The sequence below is a fragment of the Rhodococcus mengyinensis genome (genome assembly GCF_048381435.1).
In the GTDB taxonomy this organism is placed as follows: domain Bacteria; phylum Actinomycetota; class Actinomycetes; order Mycobacteriales; family Mycobacteriaceae; genus Rhodococcus_F; species Rhodococcus_F opacus_D.
The window spans coordinates 18,448-33,745 of the sequence record NZ_JBLWIT010000064.1 but is presented as its reverse complement, the minus strand read 5'-3'; the positions used below and the strand labels follow the sequence as shown (position 1 = coordinate 33,745).

The following is a 15,298-nucleotide window of genomic DNA, read 5'->3' as shown; positions in this document are numbered from 1 at the left end:
TTCGGATCTATCGCCACCCTCGGCCGACTGCTTAGGCGGGCCGCCCCCTCATGAAGAATCGCGCGAGAAGGACTGGTATTGAATCGAGCGTGGTTGCACACTGGATAGATCGGCCTACGAGCGAACGAGAAGAGCATGCCCGTGTTCGTCGTTGAATACACCTACAGCCCCGAAACATCCTCCGGTCGTGATGATCACCGAACCGACCACCATGCGTGGCTCGCCGAATTGGTCCGCCGCAAAGTGGTCCTGTCATCGGGTCCCCTCGCCGACCATACCGGCGCCCAGTTCATCGTCGACGCCGCCGACGAAGACACCGTCACACGTCTGTTCACACACGATCCATTTGCTCAAGCAAACCTCGTAGCAAAGGTTCTCATCGGCACATGGAACCCCGTGGGTGAAATCCGCGCCTAGATGCTGATCCACGCCAGTGTCAGGATCGGGCATCGTCAACGGAATTGACCGAACCGTGCACGGTATCTCTTGAAGGCTCGATGACCTCTGGTACTCGACGGTTCTCGTCGAACGGTCATAACCTCGACGCCGGGGATCCGTTGTGCGTAACTCGTCGTCTGAAATAGCCAGACCGCGGCACGGTCGCATTCGATAACAAGGCGCTCGTCTTGCCAGCGTGGCGGATGCACCACCGCCTGTGGTCACCCGCGGAATCGTTGCGCGATCAGCTCCCGCGGTAGCTGCTCGGGGCCCGGGTAGGCGACGATGACCCGGATGCCGTCCGGGTCGCAACCATCCACGAAGGTCACCCCACCGACCGTCTGCGTGTATGTGGCCGCGTCATATGTGCGTAGTCGCTCGGTGATCCGCGCCAACTCGTCCTCGGTGTCGGCGGCCCACATGACGTAGTGGACGCCGATAACGCTTACCCCGCGACGGGTCGATGCCCCCTTCTTCGCGTACATGTAGATCTGAAAGTTGTCCGGCGTCAGAAGGAGTGCTGCATCGGGCTCGCGCACAGCGACACGGCAGGCGAATACGTCGCAGTAGTACTTCACCGACCGATCCAACTCGGCCACTTGCATCACCGACGAGGCAACCTTGGCAGCGCACATTTTCATCTCCTACGCCCGGGCGGTCCATGATCTTCAACCGCTCACGGCGCGGGGTGGACCCGTCGCTCAGATCGGAACGCACGCATCCAATATTGTCCTCCGACACCATCGCGCCGCGCAATGCGGCAAGCGAATCGGGCCGATGACTAATCGTCCCACACTGTCCTGCAGATCGCCCCACTCCGTCTGCACCGTTGAGCCACCGGATCGGTCGTGGAGGTGGGGACATTCGGCCCTGGCAATTTGATGCGGACGGGCTATGGTGGCAGGCAAGGTCCGCGCTGCTGCTGCGGTGTCTGTGCTACGGCTGGCAACGCTGAAACAGGAGGACAGCTGTATGCCCGAGTCGCTGTATCAGCCCACCACGCCGGAGATTTCGGAGCGCCGCAAAACGCTCGCACCCGGGATTCACGAAGCCTTCGAGAATTTCAGTCGCTCCGTCTTCGCCGACGGTGCGCTGCCGGAGAAGACGAAACAGCTGATCGCGGTCGCGGTCGCCCATGTGACGCAGTGCCCCTACTGCATCACCGGGCACACCAAGCTCGCCCGCCGCACGGGCGCCGAACCGGAGGAAATCATGGAAGCCATCTGGGTCGCGGCGGAAATGCGGGCCGGTGGTGCGTTCGCACACTCCACGCTGGCCCTGAACGCGATGAACCATAGTGGCCACACCACTACCGGGGAGCCCGAACCGTGAGCGGCAACAGTTTCGGTGCGCGCTCCACACTGACGGTCGCAGACCAGACGTACGGTATCTACCGGCTGGATGCGATCGAGACCGACGTCCAGCTTCCCTACAGTATGAAGGTGCTGTTGGAGAATTTGCTCCGCAACGAGGACGGCCGCCTGGTCACCCCCGGTCAGGTCTCGGCCCTGGCCTCCTGGTCACCGCGCAATCCCGGCCACACCGAGATCCAATACACGCCCGCCCGGGTGCTGATGCAGGACTTCACCGGCGTGCCGTGTGTGGTCGACCTGGTGGCGATGCGGGACGCGATGACGGCGCTGGGCGGCGACCCGCGAAAGATCAACCCGCTCATTCCCACCGAATTGGTCATCGATCACTCGGTGATCGCGGACGTCTTCGGTCGGCCCGACGCCTACCGGGTCAACGCCGACCTCGAGTTCTCCCGCAACAAGGAGCGCTATCAACTGTTGCGGTGGGCGCAGCATGCCTTCGACGATTTTCTGGTCGTGCCACCCGATACCGGCATCTGCCATCAGGTCAACCTCGAATACCTGGCCCGCGTGGTGTTCACACGGGACACACCGGACGGCCCCCTCGCCTACCCGGACACTCTCGTGGGCACCGACTCGCACACCCCGATGATCAACGGCCTCGGCGTGCTCGGTTGGGGAGTCGGCGGAATCGAGGCGGAGGCGGCCATGCTCGGCCAGCCGATGAGCATGCTCCTGCCGCAGGTCCTCGGGCTCAAACTCACCGGCGCCCTACCCGAGGGCACCACCGCCACCGACCTCGTCCTCACCGTCGCCGAGTTGCTCCGCAAGACCGGTGTCGTCGGCAAATTCGTGGAGTTCTACGGCCCTGGCGTCGCCAACGTCCCGTTGGCCAACCGGGCGACCCTGGGAAACATGAGCCCCGAATACGGTTCGACCTGCGCCATCTTCCCCATCGACGACGAGACCCTCCACTATCTGCGTCTGACCGGGCGACCCGAGCAGCAGATCCGACTCGTCGAGGCCTATGCCAAAGAACAAGGAATGTGGCACGACCCCGATCAGGAACCGGCCTACAGCCACACCGTCGAGCTCGACCTCGCCACCGTCGAGCCCTCCATCGCGGGCCCGAAACGACCCCAGGACCGCATCCCGCTGGCCAGCGCGTCGCACGCCGTCGGGTCCTTGCTGGCTGGCCAACCACTGCCGACTGCGCTGGAAGCCGGCCTCGACGAGGCATCCGACGAGTCATTCCCCGCCAGCGATCCGATCGCGATCGACCACGACCGCGCCTCGGACGGACCGGCGGCACCGTGCCGGTGCGGGAAGAGCCATGAATGGCCCTCCGACCCGGTGGAGGTGGTCCTCGACGGCGAGGTGCACAGTGTCGATCACGGGCACGTGGTCATCGCCGCCATCACCTCGTGCACCAACACCTCGAACCCGTCGGTGATGATCGGCGCGGGCCTGCTGGCGAAGAAGGCCGTGCAGGCGGGCCTGACCCGCAAACCGTGGGTGAAGACGTCGCTGGCCCCGGGATCGCGTGTGGTCACCGACTACTACGAACGGGCCGGTCTGACCCCCTATCTGGAACGGCTCGGCTTCGGACTCGTTGGCTACGGCTGTACCACCTGCATCGGTAATTCCGGTCCGCTGATCCCCCAGGTCAGCGACGCGGTCACCGGACACGATCTGACCGCCTGCGCGGTGCTGTCCGGGAACCGCAACTTCGAGGGCCGCATCCACGCCGAGTGCAAGATGAACTTCCTCACCTCCCCGCCGCTGGTCATCACCTACGCACTCGCCGGGACCATGCTCGCCGATGTGCGCCGCGACCCGATCGGGACAGGGTCGGACGGGCAGCCGGTGTACTTGCGCGACATCTGGCCGAGCACCGAGGAGGTCAAGGCAGTCATCGACGAATGCCTGCAGTCGCAGATGTTCACCGACGGCTACTCGAATGTCTTCGCCGGCGACGACAACTGGCGCGGCCTCGATGTCGCCTCCGGCGAGATCTTCGAATGGCACGAGGACTCCACCTATGTGCGGCGGCCACCGTACTTCAACGGCATACAGCCCGAACCGCAACCGATCTCCGACATCACCGGCGCCCGGGTGTTGGTCATGTTGGGGGATTCGGTGACCACCGACCACATCTCACCCGCGGGCACGATCCGCCGCGACAGCCCGGCCGGTATCTACCTGCGCGAGCATGGTGTCGAACCGCCCGACTTCAATTCCTACGGATCCCGTCGCGGCAACCACGAGGTGATGATCCGCGGCACCTTCGCCAACATCCGCCTGCGGAATCTGCTGGCTCCGGGCACGGAGGGCGGCGTCACCCGCCACCTCCCCCGCGGGGAGGTGATGAGCATCTTCGACGCCTCGAACGCCTACGCCGCCGAGGGCACTGCGCTGATCATCCTCGCCGGCGCCGAATACGGATCTGGGTCCTCGCGCGACTGGGCGGCCAAGGGAACACTGCTCCTCGGGGTCAAAGCGGTCCTCGCGACGTCGTTCGAACGCATCCACCGCTCCAACCTGATCGGCATGGGGGTGCTGCCCCTGCAGTTCCCGCCCGGTCGCACCCGCGAAAGCCTCGGGTTGACCGGTGAAGAGGAATACTCGATCACCGGACTCGAAGGCGGCGACCCGCGCGCGGACTTCCCTACCGAGGTCACCGTCCGAGCCGACCACCATGGTCAAGTACAGGAATTTCCGGCCACGGTGCGGATCGATACCCCCGCGGAGGCGGGATACTTCCGGCACGGCGGGATACTGCAATATGTGCTGCGACAGCTCCTCGTGACCTGAGCGGCTCGCCATAGAGCACCCATGCGGAAACAGCGTCTCTCGCACAGCCCCCGCACCTCCGCCGCCGTCACCCGGCGTGGAGTGAACCGTGCCAGGCCGCCCACGTGCATCGGATGCTCGCGGGACTCACCCCACAGCAACAGTGAGTCGGTCGTGGAAGCAACAGGGTGACACCCTTTCGTTCCCCGACCAGGGCCGGAGACCCCTGTTCAAGGTCTGGCGGTGCAGAACTCGTGCGGCTACCGCACGACTGCCTTGCGGTTGAACAGCAACGCGCGTTTGACTTCGGTGATCGCTTGCGTCACCTTGATTCCGCGCGGACAAGCGTCGGTGCAATTGAACGTGGTGCGGCAACGCCAGACGCCGTCGACGCCGCCCCAGAATGTCCATCCGCTCCCCGGCGCCTTCGTCGCGGCTGTCGAAAATGAAGCGATGGGCGTTGACGATGGCGGCCGGCCCGAAATAGCTACCATCCGCCCAATACACCGGGCACGACTCGGTACAGCACGCGCACAGGATGCACTCGGTGGTGTCGTCGTACCGGGCACGATCGGCCTGGGACTGGATCCGCTCGCGGGTGGGCTCCTGACCCGATGTCATCAGGAACGGTTTGATCTGGCGGTACGCCGAGAAGAACGGCTCCATGTCGACGACGAGATCCTTCTCGACCGGGAGTCCCTTGAGGGGTGCGATCGTGACGGTGGTGTTCTTACCGTCTTTGTTCAGCATGTCGCGCATGAGCACCTTGCACGCGAGCCGGTTGACTCCGTTGATGACCATTGCATCCGATCCGCACACGCCGTGCGCGCACGAGCGGCGGAAGGTCAGGGTCCCGTCGAGATACCCCTTGACGTAGGTGAGCAGGTTGAGCAACCGATCGGTGGGCAGGCACGGAACCTCGAAGCTGACCCATCCGGCCTTGCCCGGGTCCTCGGGGTTGAAACGGCGAATCTTCAACGTGACCATCACGGCGCCTTCGGGGACTGGCGGTAGCGCGACGAAACCCGGGCCCTCGTTGTTCATGGTGACAGACATGGTTATCGACTCCAACCTCGTCAATTACGTTTTCGGGGAGCTCGTCTCGGATTGTCCACAGGTTAGCTCAGTGGTCGGTTGTCGGATCGGAAAACCGGTCCGGACCCTCTCTCGCGCCGGGGGCCGCGTGATGTGCGGACGCGACACCCCTCCTAATGAGGGCCACGAGCACCGACAGTCCGTGCACGAGCATCCCGAGGGACATCGTGGCGTGGCCGGCGAAGGCGCCTGCCGGCACCACGACACGGTTGCGGGCGCGACACCGATGTTCTGCCGCATCACGGCCACGGTGCGCTCGCCAGGTGGATCGACTCGGGCAGCTTCAGCAGGTTCTCACCCATCAGTGCGGTGTCCGCGGTCTTCACCCCCCCACCGCCACCGCCACAGTGCACCGCGGGTTTGTCATTCGTTGTGGGCACCGTCATTTCGTGTCATGATCGATCTATGGGCCCGATCGAGTTGGTGCGAGCCTATGACGCTCGCGGCACCAAGAAGACATCGCCAACCTTCTTGGTAGATCGACTGTGGCCACGGGGCATCGCGAAAGCGGACCTCGACTGCGACGCCTGGATCAAGGAGGTGGCACCCAGCACGCAGCTGCGGACCTGGTTCGGCCACCAGGCGGATCGCTTTCCGGAGTTCCGCACCCGCTACCTTCAGGAACTCGACACCAATCGCGCTGCCGCCCAACCGATCGTCGAGGCGGCGCGTAACGGGACTGTGGTGCTGCTGTATTCGGCGAAGGACCTCGAGCACAACCAAGCCGTGGTCTTGCGCGAGTGGATCTCGAATCAGTTCTGACATCACCGTAGGACGGCCTGAATACTCATCGCATCCATGAACCCTCGGCCTTGCACCTCGAGCCGTGCCGGTCGGCCGCGGTCAGAACGGGGCCGTGGTCCGCGGGGCGGTGGTGGGTCGGTCGCAGGTCAGTGCGGGCAGTCAGACCCCAAGGCCCGCAGGGCGACATCCTGGAAACCCGGAAGACACCGGGTGACGGTCCTGCCCCCTACCCGTAAGTCCCGCCGCAACAGAGGTCACCGTGGTGTCGGGGTGAACCACCGCTCCCGACACCGCCTGCTGCCCAGGACCCCCGAACGGAACCGGCGATCACCGCTCTGGAACTTGCAGGGTCTATTGGCCCTATCCGAATCGTGATTGCTCGAGGGCGAATCCGCGGGCGTCGACGGATCTGTGTTGTGTGTGCCGGGTCGACGGTTCGTTGTTTACGTTGGCAGGCGTGGTTGTGGTTGTAGGTTCGGCTGTTCGCGTCGGAACATGGGCGGTGTGCGGTGTCGCTCGTTCCAGAAAGCGGAGCAACTCGACCGGGAACGGCAGCACGAGGGTCGAGTTCTTCTCGGCCGCGACTTCCACGACGGTTTGCAGGAGCCGCAGTTGCAGGGCGGCGGGATGTTCGGTCATGGTCTCGGCGGCCTGGGCCAGTTTCGCCGAGGCTTGCAGTTCGCCGTCGGCGGTGATGATGCGGGCCCGCCGTTCACGTTCGGCCTCGGCCTGGCGCGACATCGACCGCTTCATCGAATCGGGGAGGACCACATCCTTGATCTCCACCCGGTCGATCTGCACACCCCACCCCAGCGCGGGGCTGTCGATCATCAGCTCCAAGCCCTGGTTGAGGCCCTCCCGGTTGGACAGCAGGTCGTCGAGTTCGCTCTTGCCGATGATCGACCGCAGCGACGTCTGTGCGACCTGACCGATCGCGGAGACGTAGTCCTGCACGTCCACTGCCACTCGCACCGGATCGGCGACGTTGAAATAGACGACCGCATCCACCCGGACGGTCACGTTGTCGCGGGTGATGCCGTCCTGGGCGGGCACCGGCATCGTGATGATCTGCATGTTCACCTTCTCGAGCCGGTCGGCGATCGGGATCAGCAACATCAGGCCCGGTGCGCGGACGGCGGGCTGGACGCATCCGAACCGAAACACGACGCCGCGTTCGAACTGTTTGACGACGCGAATGCTCGAGCTCAGGCCGAGCAGGCCGAGTCCGACCAAGACGGCCACCGCATAGAGAATCATGGTGTTCTCCCATCCGCCCGTGGCCTCTACCGATACCCGGTCACCACGGGCTTGCTGCCAATCGATGAATTAACCTCGCGTCCCCGCGTTGACGGCTCCTCGGAGCAGCGCCTCGATTCGTAGAGGCGCCCAAACCTGCGCGAGGCGTTGGATTTCCGAGTTCGCCACTCAGTTCGGTGCCGGCACCTCGCGGGGCGGCCACGGTATGAGCACAGCACCGGACGCGGTCGACGGATCGAGGATCCGGACGGTGTCGGTATCGACCGGAATCGCGCTCGCGGAATGGGAACCGCCGACGGCCAGACGGTTGCGTGCAGGCACCGCCCGTGTTGTACGTGGCGTCGGTGAACTCTTCCGGACGGTGATCTCGGCGTCGTTGAAAACGCGGGGCCCCCGCAGTGCAAACATGCCGAACGTCACCGCGAGCACCAGCACTCTCAGCCGGACCCGCACACTGCGATCGTATGGTGGGCGCGGTGTGACGCCGTGAAACACTCGGACCAGCGTCGGGCTGCTTGCGAGTAGCCGTTGTTCGATCTCGCACAGAGCATTTCGTTCATCGTCGCTGAGCACAGCGCACCTCCCGGACTCCCCCGGCGAGGTCTTGGTGCCGGGACGACCACTTTTTATATCGTATCACGATAAAAATGTTTCGCCAGTAGCACGGGAAGGCGCGGCGTCGGCCACCCGGTTGACTGCGCTCCTCGCCGGTGGTTCGGTAGTGGACCTTCTTCGTGCGCGAAGGCACTCGCGCCCAACCACATATCCGGTCCCATCGCTCGATCCGTATGCGACTTTCGCGAAAATCACGGTCGACATCCGGCACCGCGGTAAGCCCGGCCCCTGCCGGACACGAAGGTGATTGCGCGCCAGTAAAGGTGGGGATGCCGCCGCTACCCCCTTTTCTAGCAACGGTCGGGGATTGGTGCGGTCGGTGATGTCGCCGCATGGGCGCCGGTCCCGCACCGCGCGAATAGGGGTTGCGGTAGAACTCGCCGGGAATCGGGCGGATATGCCTGGGTGGGCTTTTCGAGCTGTACTTCTCGTTCAGTACCGGGAGTAGTGCTGTCCAGTCGCCGGTTCGCCAGCGCAGATGCACTTTCGGCCGAGGTTTCGGTCCGAGGTCGCGGCGCAAAACCGAATACCGAGCGCATCGTGGGAAGCCGGGCTGTGCGGACATGCCGTGCAGTACGGCGTTGATTCCAGTGCCCGTTCAAGGCTCGACACATTGGTCGCGTTCGACGCCATGGCGGCGCTCCAGTTCTCGGCCCTGCGATCGGGCCGGTTCGGGCGCCGAGGACGACATGGCTTGACCGCGCATGTTCGGGCCCTCGGCACCCTCAAGGCTACACGTGCCCGCCGGCTCCTTTGGCTCCGCGGGTGAACGACCCTCTCCCGGAACCTATTGCGATGACGCGTCGAGGGTTCACAACGTCCCGACGACCCTTCCTCGGCCCTCGGCGATCCTGTCGCAATTGCACCCGAACGAGTCCTCGATGCTTTCGTTGCGGAATCGTCCGCCCGTGCTCATCGCTCCGCTGCACGGGGCAGTGCGGGTGCTGATGCATGATGTGTTCCTGTGCGTCCTTCTTCTGAGGGAATCGGAAATCGTCTGCGCTGGAATCACGACCGCCAATCGGCGATACTTTGTCGACATTGCCGCGTCGGTGGCCGATCGCACGGCGGGGCGTTACGCACTCGTCGCCGTGGCATCGACGTCGGCGCTGTCTCCAAGGACTCGTCGCACGATGTCGGGCAATGCCCCGTTCAGGCGTGATGACCACGAGAACATCCCTGGTGTATCGTATGACGATATATAGTGCGGCGGTTCTGACGACTGAAGGGGCGAGGTGCCGTGACTGCAGAGGAGCACGTGGAGTCGGAGCCGTTGACGAAGCGGGATTTCGAGGCACTGGCACGTTTCCGCTTCGGTATCCGCCGCTATGTGCGCTTCAGTGAGGATACGGTCCGTGACCATGGCCTCACCCCGCAGCACTACCAGCTGCTGCTCGCACTCAAGGGATTTCCCGGCCGCGAATGGGCCACCATGCGAGAGTTGGCCGACCGCCTGCAGCTGCGTCATCACAGCGTGGTGGAGCTGGTCGACCGAGCGCAGAAGCAGGGTCTCGTGGAGCGCGCGCCGCACCCGTCCGACGCGCGAGCGGTACGGGTGGAGTTGACCGAGCACGGGCAGCTGATCCTGGCACGTCTGAGTGCGATGCACCGCGACGAACTGCTGCGCCTCGGACCCGCCCTCGAGTTACCCATCTGGGACGACCCTCCCCAGGATCGGTGACGTCGCGTCCGTTCGTCGACCGCCCGGGGCCGTGATCGGTCGCCCGCACATCAATCCCGGTTCCCATCAGCTGCCGGTCGGCGAAGATGCGATTGCCCGAGGGTCGGTAGGCACCGAGTGAGGAGCTGGCGCAGTCGGATCCCGGACATCGGGGACGTCGCGCTCGTGGGCGCAGGTTCTGCGGTAGGTGGTGCGACGTAGCCGGCCTCGGCGGGACTCGGGCGAACACCACAGACTCCGGCGATGCCGTCAAAACCTAGACGAGTCGGCGTTCGTCCAGTCGCGGAGCCAACTCGTCGGGGGGTCCTCTGTGAGCAGGTCGCCGGGCTGCAGCCACTCGTGTAGGTCCGCGTAGGTCATCGTGCGGTGCCCCTGAATGCGCCGGTTGAGCATCGACGGATCGAGGTCGCAGAAGTCGTCCAGCCCCATCGATGCCAGGATTTGTTGGGCGCTCGCGACGGTGGATCTCTGGAGGTTGTACACCCGGGTGGTCTTGTCCGGAACATTCAGTGCGCGGGCCCGGCGGGCGTCCTGGGTAGTGACACCGACGGGGCACCGGTTGGTGTGGCAGCGTTGGGCCTGGATGCAGCCGACCGCGAACATCATCGCGCGGGCAGCGAGGGTGAAGTCCGCTCCCTGGATCAGGCGTTTGATGATGTCGATTCCGTTGGCGACCTTGCCCGAGGCGCCGATCTTGATCCGGTCCCGCAGCCCGGTGCCCACCAACGCGTTGTGCACCAGCATCAGACCTTCGGTGAGCGGCATCCCGACGTGGTCCTCGAATTCGAGTGGGGCAGCCCCGGTTCCGCCCTCAGATCCGTCGACGATGATGAAGTCCGGGGTAATGCCGGTCTCGATCATGGCCTTGCAGATGGCGAGGAATTCCGTGCGGGAACCGACGCACAGTTTGAAGCCGATCGGCTTTCCGCCGGACAGTGCACGAAGTGTGGTGATGAAGTCGATGAGCTCGAGCGGTGTGCAGAACGCGCTGTGGGAGGGCGGCGAGATCACGCTCTGCCCGACCGGCACCCCCCGGGTTCGGGCGATCTCGGGGCTGACTTTCGCGGCGGGCAGTACGCCGCCGAGCCCTGGTTTCGCCCCCTGGGAGAGCTTGATGGAGATGCATTTGACCTGCGGAAGGGCGGCCTTGGCGGCGAACTCGCCGGGATCGAAGTGCCCGTCGGCGTCGCGGCAGCCGAAGTAGCCGGAACCGATCTCCCAGATCAGGTCGCCGACCTGCGCGAGGTGGTAAGGACTGATACCGCCCTCGCCGGTGTCGTGGGCGAACCCGCCGCGTGCCGCGCCCCCGTTGAGCGCCTCGATGGCGTTGCCCGACAGGGCGCCGAAGCTCATCGCCGAGACGTTGTACAAGGCGATGTCGTACCCCATGGTGCACTGTGGACCGCCGATCCGAACATGTGGTGTGTCATCGGAGGCCGGATGCGCGCGCAACGAGTGGGTGACGAACTCGTATCCGGTGGCGGTGACGTCCCGTTCGGTTCCGAACGGTTCCACGTCCTTGGTGCCCTTGGCGCGTTCGTACACCGTCGTGCGGGTGTCGCGGTCGAACGGTGTTCCGTCCGTGGATCGTTCGATGAAGTATTGTTGGATCTCGGGGCGTATCCTCTCGAGCATGAACCGGGCGTGGCCGATCACCGGATAGTTCCGCAGCACACTGTGCCTACGCTGCAGCAGATCCCAGGCGCCGACCATGGCGATCGCCGCCACGATCACCGTGCCGAGCAGCCACCACGCCGAGACGAAGAAGACCAGCAGCAGCGACGCCGACCCCAACACCCAGGCGCCCGCGATGACCAGCCACCGGATCATGGGAATTCCTCCCGGCGCGTGGTCGCGGACGCACCCACCCTCCGTTGCGACCCCCGCGCACCCGACCGAGCAGGTCCGGCCGAACCGGAAGCGCCGTCGGTAAATCCAGGAAGTCCCGACGAGTTCGAACAGACCTGTCGACACCACTGAGACGGGGGCGGTGTCTCGGGGGTTCGCGTCCGTTCCTGCTGGGGCATGAGCGTCACCGCGCACCTCCCGGCACCCGATCGGCCAGGTACCTCAAGAGCTCGTCCGGGTCGGCCAGTTTCGCCGGGTCGACCCGCTCACCGGAGCGCACCAGCGCCTCGATGGCATCGGTGACCCCCCAGGTGTTGACGTCCATGCCGGCCAGCACCCGCCCGTCCCGCATCCAGAAGGCGATGAACTCGCCGGCGGCGACGTCGCCGCGGAACACGACCGAGTCGTAACTGCCGTGCGGGACGTAGCCGGAATACTCCATCCCGCTGTCGTACTGATCGGAGAAGAAGTAGGGCACCTGGTCATAGGCGGTGACCCGGCCGATCATGTTCTCCGCCGCCACCGGTCCCTGGTTGAGGGCGGCCGACCAGTGCTCGAGGCGCAGATGAGTCCCCAACAGCGGGTAAAAGGTGTTGGCGACGTCCCCGGCGGCGAACACGTCGGGGTCGGTCGTGGCCAGGTGTTCGTCGACGACGATCCCGTTGTCGACCGCCAGCCCGGCCGTCTCGGCCAGTGCGGTGTTGGGCACGATGCCCACCCCCACGACGATCGCGTCCGCCTCGACCACCGTGCCATCGGTGAGGCGGATTCCGGTGGCCCGGTTGTCCTTACCGACGATCTCGCGCACCCCGGAGTTCAGGCGCAACTCCACACCGTGGTCGCGGTGCAGGGCGGCGTAGGTTTCGGCGACCTCGGCGCCGAGCACCGCCAGCAACGGCAACTTCGATCTCCCCACCACCGTGACTGCGCAGCCCGCCGCTCGGGCGGCGGCCGCGGTCTCCAAACCGATCCATCCCGCCCCGACGATCGCCACCCGGTCCGCCGCGGCGAACGCGGCCTTCATTGTCTCGCAGTCGGTGACCCGGCGCAGGTAGTGCACCCCGCCCAGATCGGCGCCGGGCACCTGCAGCCGGCGGGGCGACGAACCGGTGGTCAACAGCAACTTGTCGTATCCGAGCCGCTCGACGCCGTCAATGACCACCTCGTGTTCGGTCCGGTTGAGGGCGGTGACCGGGGTCCCCACCCGCAACTCGATGTCGTGGTCGGTGTACCACCCTGCCGGGTGAAGGTAGATCTTCTCCCGCTCGGTGGTGCCTTGGAGGTAGGCCTTCGACAGTGGGGGTCGGTCGTAGGGGCGGTCGGTCTCGTCGCCGATGAGAACGATCCGTCCGTCGAACCCGCCGGTGCGCAGCGCCTCAGCGGCCTTCGCACCGGCCAGTCCGGCGCCCACGATGACGAATGTCTGCTCTGCAGTGGCCATGTCATGTCCTTCTCTGGTGCGAGGTGTTTCAGGTGCGAGGACCGATTTCATGCGCGCTGTGGTTCCTGTTCACCGCACCGCGCCGATATCTTGTAGTGCCGGGTCGCCTCGGCGAGCCGCCCGGGGGTCATCGTTGCGCCAGCTGGTGGGCTTTGGCGTGGAGTTCGGTGAGCAGATCGGCGAACGACTGGTGAAAGGCGGCGACACCCTGGTCTTCGAGGGTGCGGCCGACGTCGTCCATGTCGACGCCCACCGCGGCGAGCTCGCCGAGGACGGCGGCCGCGCCGGCGGGGTCGGTGTCGATGGAGCGCGTGAGGGTGCCGTGATCCTCGAATGCCGTGATGGTGGCCTCGGGCAGCGTGTTGACGGTGTCCGGACCGATGAGACTGTCGACGTAGCGGGTGTCCGGGTAGTCGGGGTTCTTGGTCGAGGTCGATGCCCACAGTGGCCGTTGCACCCGGGCGCCGCGGGCGGCGAGGGCCTCCCACCGCGCTCCGGTGAAGCGGTCCCGGAAGATCCGATAGGCGAGGCGGGCCTGGGCGATCGCCGCCCGACCCCGCAACCCTGGGGCCCCGGGGTCGCCGCTGTGCTCGAGTCGTCGATCGACCTCCGTGTCGACGCGGCTGACGAAGAACGATGCGACGCTGCGCACCGCGGCCGGTTCCCCGCCCCGTGCCGCCAGCGTCTCCAGACCCTGCAGGTACGCCTCGATCACCTGTTCGTAGCGGGCGAGGGAGAAGATCAAGGTGATGTTGATGCTGACGCCCTTGCCGATCATGTCCGCGATCGCCGGTATTCCCTCCGCGGTCGCGGGGATCTTCACGAACACGTTCGGTCGGGCGATCCGTTCGTGCAGTCGCCCGGCCGCGGCGATCGTGGCGTCGGTGTCCCGGGCGAGTTCCGGGGCGACCTCGATCGAGACGAACCCATCGGTGCCGCCCGAGGTGTCGTAGACGGGCCGCAATATCGCGGCTGCGTCGACGACATCGGTGGCGGCGAGCTCCCAATACGCGTCCTCGACCGCGAGTCCCTCGGCGATGAGCGCCGCGAACTGTGCGTCGTAGGCATCGGAGCCGGCGATGGCCCGCGCGAAGATGGTGGGGTTGGCCGTCACCCCCCGGATCCCGGCGGCCACGAACCCGGCGAGGGTGCCATCGCGCAGGTAGGGGCGGGTGAGGTTGTCCAACCAGGGGCTTTGCCCCTGCTCGCGGTACAGGCGATGCAACCGGCTCACCGTTACCCCTACCGGTGGGGGTGGGAATCTGTTCATCGTCGTGCCTCTCGTCGTGCGGGCGTCTCATCCACGCCCACTTGGCTCCCCGCTCTGTCGGCGTGTGCACCGTGTCACTGCCGGTCGGTCGGTGGTTGTTCTCGTGTGGTGAGAAACTTCGATGGATCGCTGCCCGCCCGGGCCCCGGCGGTGAACCACGCCGCGAATCCCTGGGGATCGCGGCGCTCGATCTCGTCGAGGTACTGCTGGCGGATCCGGGCCAGTCGCAGTCGGTCGGTGACCGACCTGGCGTTCTGCAGCTCCGCGAAGCTGGTGCGCCAGCCGCGGCACAACGCATCGCCGGACAATTCCGCGCAGCTCGGCGGCGGCGCCGCCGGGGAACCCGGAGCGCTCGCCTCGTCCGGATCACACAGAGCAGAGGGCTGCGGGGAGAGTAACTGCGCCAACGGCGGCCAGCTTCGAAGCCGCCGCGCCACCGGCCGGGCGGTGACCGTCAGCACGAGCACCAGCGGCACGGCCGCAGCGCCGGACAGTGCGATCAGGCCGACAATGCCGATCAGGGCCGCGCCCGCGGTGGCGGCGTTGAGTGCGGCGGTCGGCAGCGATGAACGCGGCGTGGCGGTGGCGGACCTGTCGGCCGCCATTGCGGTCAGGCCGCCGCCGGTCAGTGCCGCGGCGAATGCCGCGGACACGAGGACGTCGGGGTGGACGGTGAAGATCGCGACCGCGAAGCCGACCAACCCCAGTGGCACTGTTACCACCCACCAGAGGATTCGATAGACACCCATGGGATGTGATCCCTTGCAGAGATATGGCTTTGAGCGATGCGGACCGCCCTGGAC

General features: G+C 65.8%; 15 protein-coding genes and 3 pseudogenes. 6 read left to right on the top strand and 12 right to left on the bottom strand.

The features are described from left to right. Positions 1–135: 135 nt before the first annotated feature. Positions 136–417 carry a YciI family protein gene (locus ACNJ7E_RS13205; RefSeq protein WP_007300332.1) on the top strand — a complete coding sequence of 94 codons (282 nt, stop codon included), beginning with the start codon at positions 136–138 and terminating at the stop codon, positions 415–417. 242 nt (positions 418–659) lie between these two features. Here ACNJ7E_RS13205 and ACNJ7E_RS13200 read toward each other — a convergent pair whose 3' ends face one another. Further along, complete coding sequence (locus ACNJ7E_RS13200) at positions 660–1,073, bottom strand: VOC family protein (RefSeq protein WP_039952789.1); 414 nt, start codon at positions 1,071–1,073, stop codon at positions 660–662. A gap of 259 nt (positions 1,074–1,332) precedes the next feature. Here ACNJ7E_RS13200 and ACNJ7E_RS13195 point away from each other — a divergent pair, with 259 nt between their 5' ends. Beyond that, positions 1,333–1,770 (top strand): carboxymuconolactone decarboxylase family protein, encoded by a 438-nt coding sequence (locus tag ACNJ7E_RS13195; RefSeq protein WP_237720598.1) that lies wholly within the window; start codon positions 1,333–1,335, stop codon positions 1,768–1,770. Next, positions 1,767–4,565 carry an aconitate hydratase gene (locus ACNJ7E_RS13190; protein WP_418340084.1) on the top strand — a complete coding sequence of 933 codons (2,799 nt, stop codon included), beginning with the start codon at positions 1,767–1,769 and terminating at the stop codon, positions 4,563–4,565. Before ACNJ7E_RS13195 ends, ACNJ7E_RS13190 begins: the two co-directional genes overlap by 4 nt. A 44-nt stretch (positions 4,566–4,609) precedes the next feature. Here the strand turns inward: ACNJ7E_RS13190 and ACNJ7E_RS43985 are convergent. From ACNJ7E_RS43985 to ACNJ7E_RS13180, 3 genes and pseudogenes are all read right to left on the bottom strand, one after another. Beyond that, a pseudogene (locus ACNJ7E_RS43985) lies at positions 4,610–4,708 on the bottom strand (wax ester/triacylglycerol synthase domain-containing protein); the annotation flags it as partial. Positions 4,709–4,804: 96 nt separating this feature from the next. After that, positions 4,805–5,600, bottom strand: a pseudogene (locus ACNJ7E_RS13185) (succinate dehydrogenase iron-sulfur subunit). Between the two features lie 278 nt (positions 5,601–5,878). Further along, positions 5,879–6,019 carry a hypothetical protein gene (locus ACNJ7E_RS13180; RefSeq protein WP_418340083.1) on the bottom strand — a complete coding sequence of 47 codons (141 nt, stop codon included), beginning with the start codon at positions 6,017–6,019 and terminating at the stop codon, positions 5,879–5,881. A gap of 25 nt (positions 6,020–6,044) precedes the next feature. Here ACNJ7E_RS13180 and ACNJ7E_RS13175 point away from each other — a divergent pair, with 25 nt between their 5' ends. Beyond that, entirely contained in the window at positions 6,045–6,401 is a 357-nt protein-coding gene (locus ACNJ7E_RS13175) for a DUF488 domain-containing protein (RefSeq protein ID WP_007300326.1), read from the top strand. Between the two features lie 342 nt (positions 6,402–6,743). On the opposite strand, the gene ACNJ7E_RS13170 is transcribed toward ACNJ7E_RS13175, so the two are convergent. The 4 genes and pseudogenes from ACNJ7E_RS13170 to ACNJ7E_RS13155 form a co-directional block, all read right to left on the bottom strand. Beyond that, positions 6,744–7,640, bottom strand: coding sequence for a slipin family protein (locus ACNJ7E_RS13170; protein ID WP_418340082.1), 897 nt, complete (start codon positions 7,638–7,640; stop codon positions 6,744–6,746). Between the two features lie 168 nt (positions 7,641–7,808). Beyond that, positions 7,809–8,093 (bottom strand): hypothetical protein, encoded by a 285-nt coding sequence (locus tag ACNJ7E_RS13165; protein WP_244163878.1) that lies wholly within the window; start codon positions 8,091–8,093, stop codon positions 7,809–7,811. 3 nt (positions 8,094–8,096) lie between these two features. Beyond that, positions 8,097–8,213: pseudogene (locus tag ACNJ7E_RS13160) on the bottom strand (DUF3040 domain-containing protein); the annotation flags it as partial. 474 nt (positions 8,214–8,687) lie between these two features. Beyond that, positions 8,688–8,888 (bottom strand): RGCVC family protein, encoded by a 201-nt coding sequence (locus ACNJ7E_RS13155; RefSeq protein WP_418340081.1) that lies wholly within the window; start codon positions 8,886–8,888, stop codon positions 8,688–8,690. 275 nt (positions 8,889–9,163) lie between these two features. Between ACNJ7E_RS13155 and ACNJ7E_RS13150 the strand changes: the two genes are divergently transcribed. Then, positions 9,164–9,460, top strand: coding sequence for a hypothetical protein (locus tag ACNJ7E_RS13150; protein ID WP_418340080.1), 297 nt, complete (start codon positions 9,164–9,166; stop codon positions 9,458–9,460). Between the two features lie 35 nt (positions 9,461–9,495). Then, positions 9,496–9,936: a MarR family winged helix-turn-helix transcriptional regulator gene (locus ACNJ7E_RS13145; RefSeq protein ID WP_011599175.1), complete on the top strand. Its 441-nt coding sequence runs from the start codon at positions 9,496–9,498 to the stop codon at positions 9,934–9,936. Positions 9,937–10,185: 249 nt separating this feature from the next. On the opposite strand, the gene ACNJ7E_RS13140 is transcribed toward ACNJ7E_RS13145, so the two are convergent. The 4 genes from ACNJ7E_RS13140 to ACNJ7E_RS13125 form a co-directional block, all read right to left on the bottom strand. Beyond that, a complete protein-coding gene (locus tag ACNJ7E_RS13140; RefSeq protein ID WP_072943983.1) occupies positions 10,186–11,766 on the bottom strand; it encodes an FMN-binding glutamate synthase family protein in 1,581 nt (526 codons plus the stop codon). 202 nt (positions 11,767–11,968) lie between these two features. Continuing rightward, entirely contained in the window at positions 11,969–13,225 is a 1,257-nt protein-coding gene (locus ACNJ7E_RS13135) for an NAD(P)/FAD-dependent oxidoreductase (protein ID WP_418340079.1), read from the bottom strand. Positions 13,226–13,352: 127 nt separating this feature from the next. Continuing rightward, a complete protein-coding gene (tal, locus tag ACNJ7E_RS13130) occupies positions 13,353–14,495 on the bottom strand; it encodes a transaldolase (RefSeq protein WP_418340078.1) in 1,143 nt (380 codons plus the stop codon). A 74-nt stretch (positions 14,496–14,569) separates the two neighbouring features. Then, positions 14,570–15,244 (bottom strand): hypothetical protein, encoded by a 675-nt coding sequence (locus ACNJ7E_RS13125; protein ID WP_418340077.1) that lies wholly within the window; start codon positions 15,242–15,244, stop codon positions 14,570–14,572. Between the last annotated feature and the right edge of the window lie 54 nt (positions 15,245–15,298).

What these genes read in the sequence shown, in the direction of transcription:
- ACNJ7E_RS13205 (WP_007300332.1), top strand. Translation starts at nt 136, where the DNA reads ATGCCCGTGTTCGTCGTTGAATACACCTACAGCCCCGAAACATCCTCC.
- ACNJ7E_RS13200 (WP_039952789.1), bottom strand. Translation starts at nt 1,073, where the DNA reads ATGTGCGCTGCCAAGGTTGCCTCGTCGGTGATGCAAGTGGCCGAGTTG.
- ACNJ7E_RS13195 (WP_237720598.1), top strand. Translation starts at nt 1,333, where the DNA reads ATGGTGGCAGGCAAGGTCCGCGCTGCTGCTGCGGTGTCTGTGCTACGG.
- ACNJ7E_RS13175 (WP_007300326.1), top strand. Translation starts at nt 6,045, where the DNA reads ATGGGCCCGATCGAGTTGGTGCGAGCCTATGACGCTCGCGGCACCAAG.
- ACNJ7E_RS13170 (WP_418340082.1), bottom strand. Translation starts at nt 7,640, where the DNA reads ATGATTCTCTATGCGGTGGCCGTCTTGGTCGGACTCGGCCTGCTCGGC.
- ACNJ7E_RS13155 (WP_418340081.1), bottom strand. Translation starts at nt 8,888, where the DNA reads ATGGCGTCGAACGCGACCAATGTGTCGAGCCTTGAACGGGCACTGGAA.
- ACNJ7E_RS13140 (WP_072943983.1), bottom strand. Translation starts at nt 11,766, where the DNA reads ATGATCCGGTGGCTGGTCATCGCGGGCGCCTGGGTGTTGGGGTCGGCG.
- ACNJ7E_RS13135 (WP_418340079.1), bottom strand. Translation starts at nt 13,225, where the DNA reads ATGGCCACTGCAGAGCAGACATTCGTCATCGTGGGCGCCGGACTGGCC.
- tal (WP_418340078.1), bottom strand. Translation starts at nt 14,495, where the DNA reads ATGAACAGATTCCCACCCCCACCGGTAGGGGTAACGGTGAGCCGGTTG.
- ACNJ7E_RS13125 (WP_418340077.1), bottom strand. Translation starts at nt 15,244, where the DNA reads ATGGGTGTCTATCGAATCCTCTGGTGGGTGGTAACAGTGCCACTGGGG.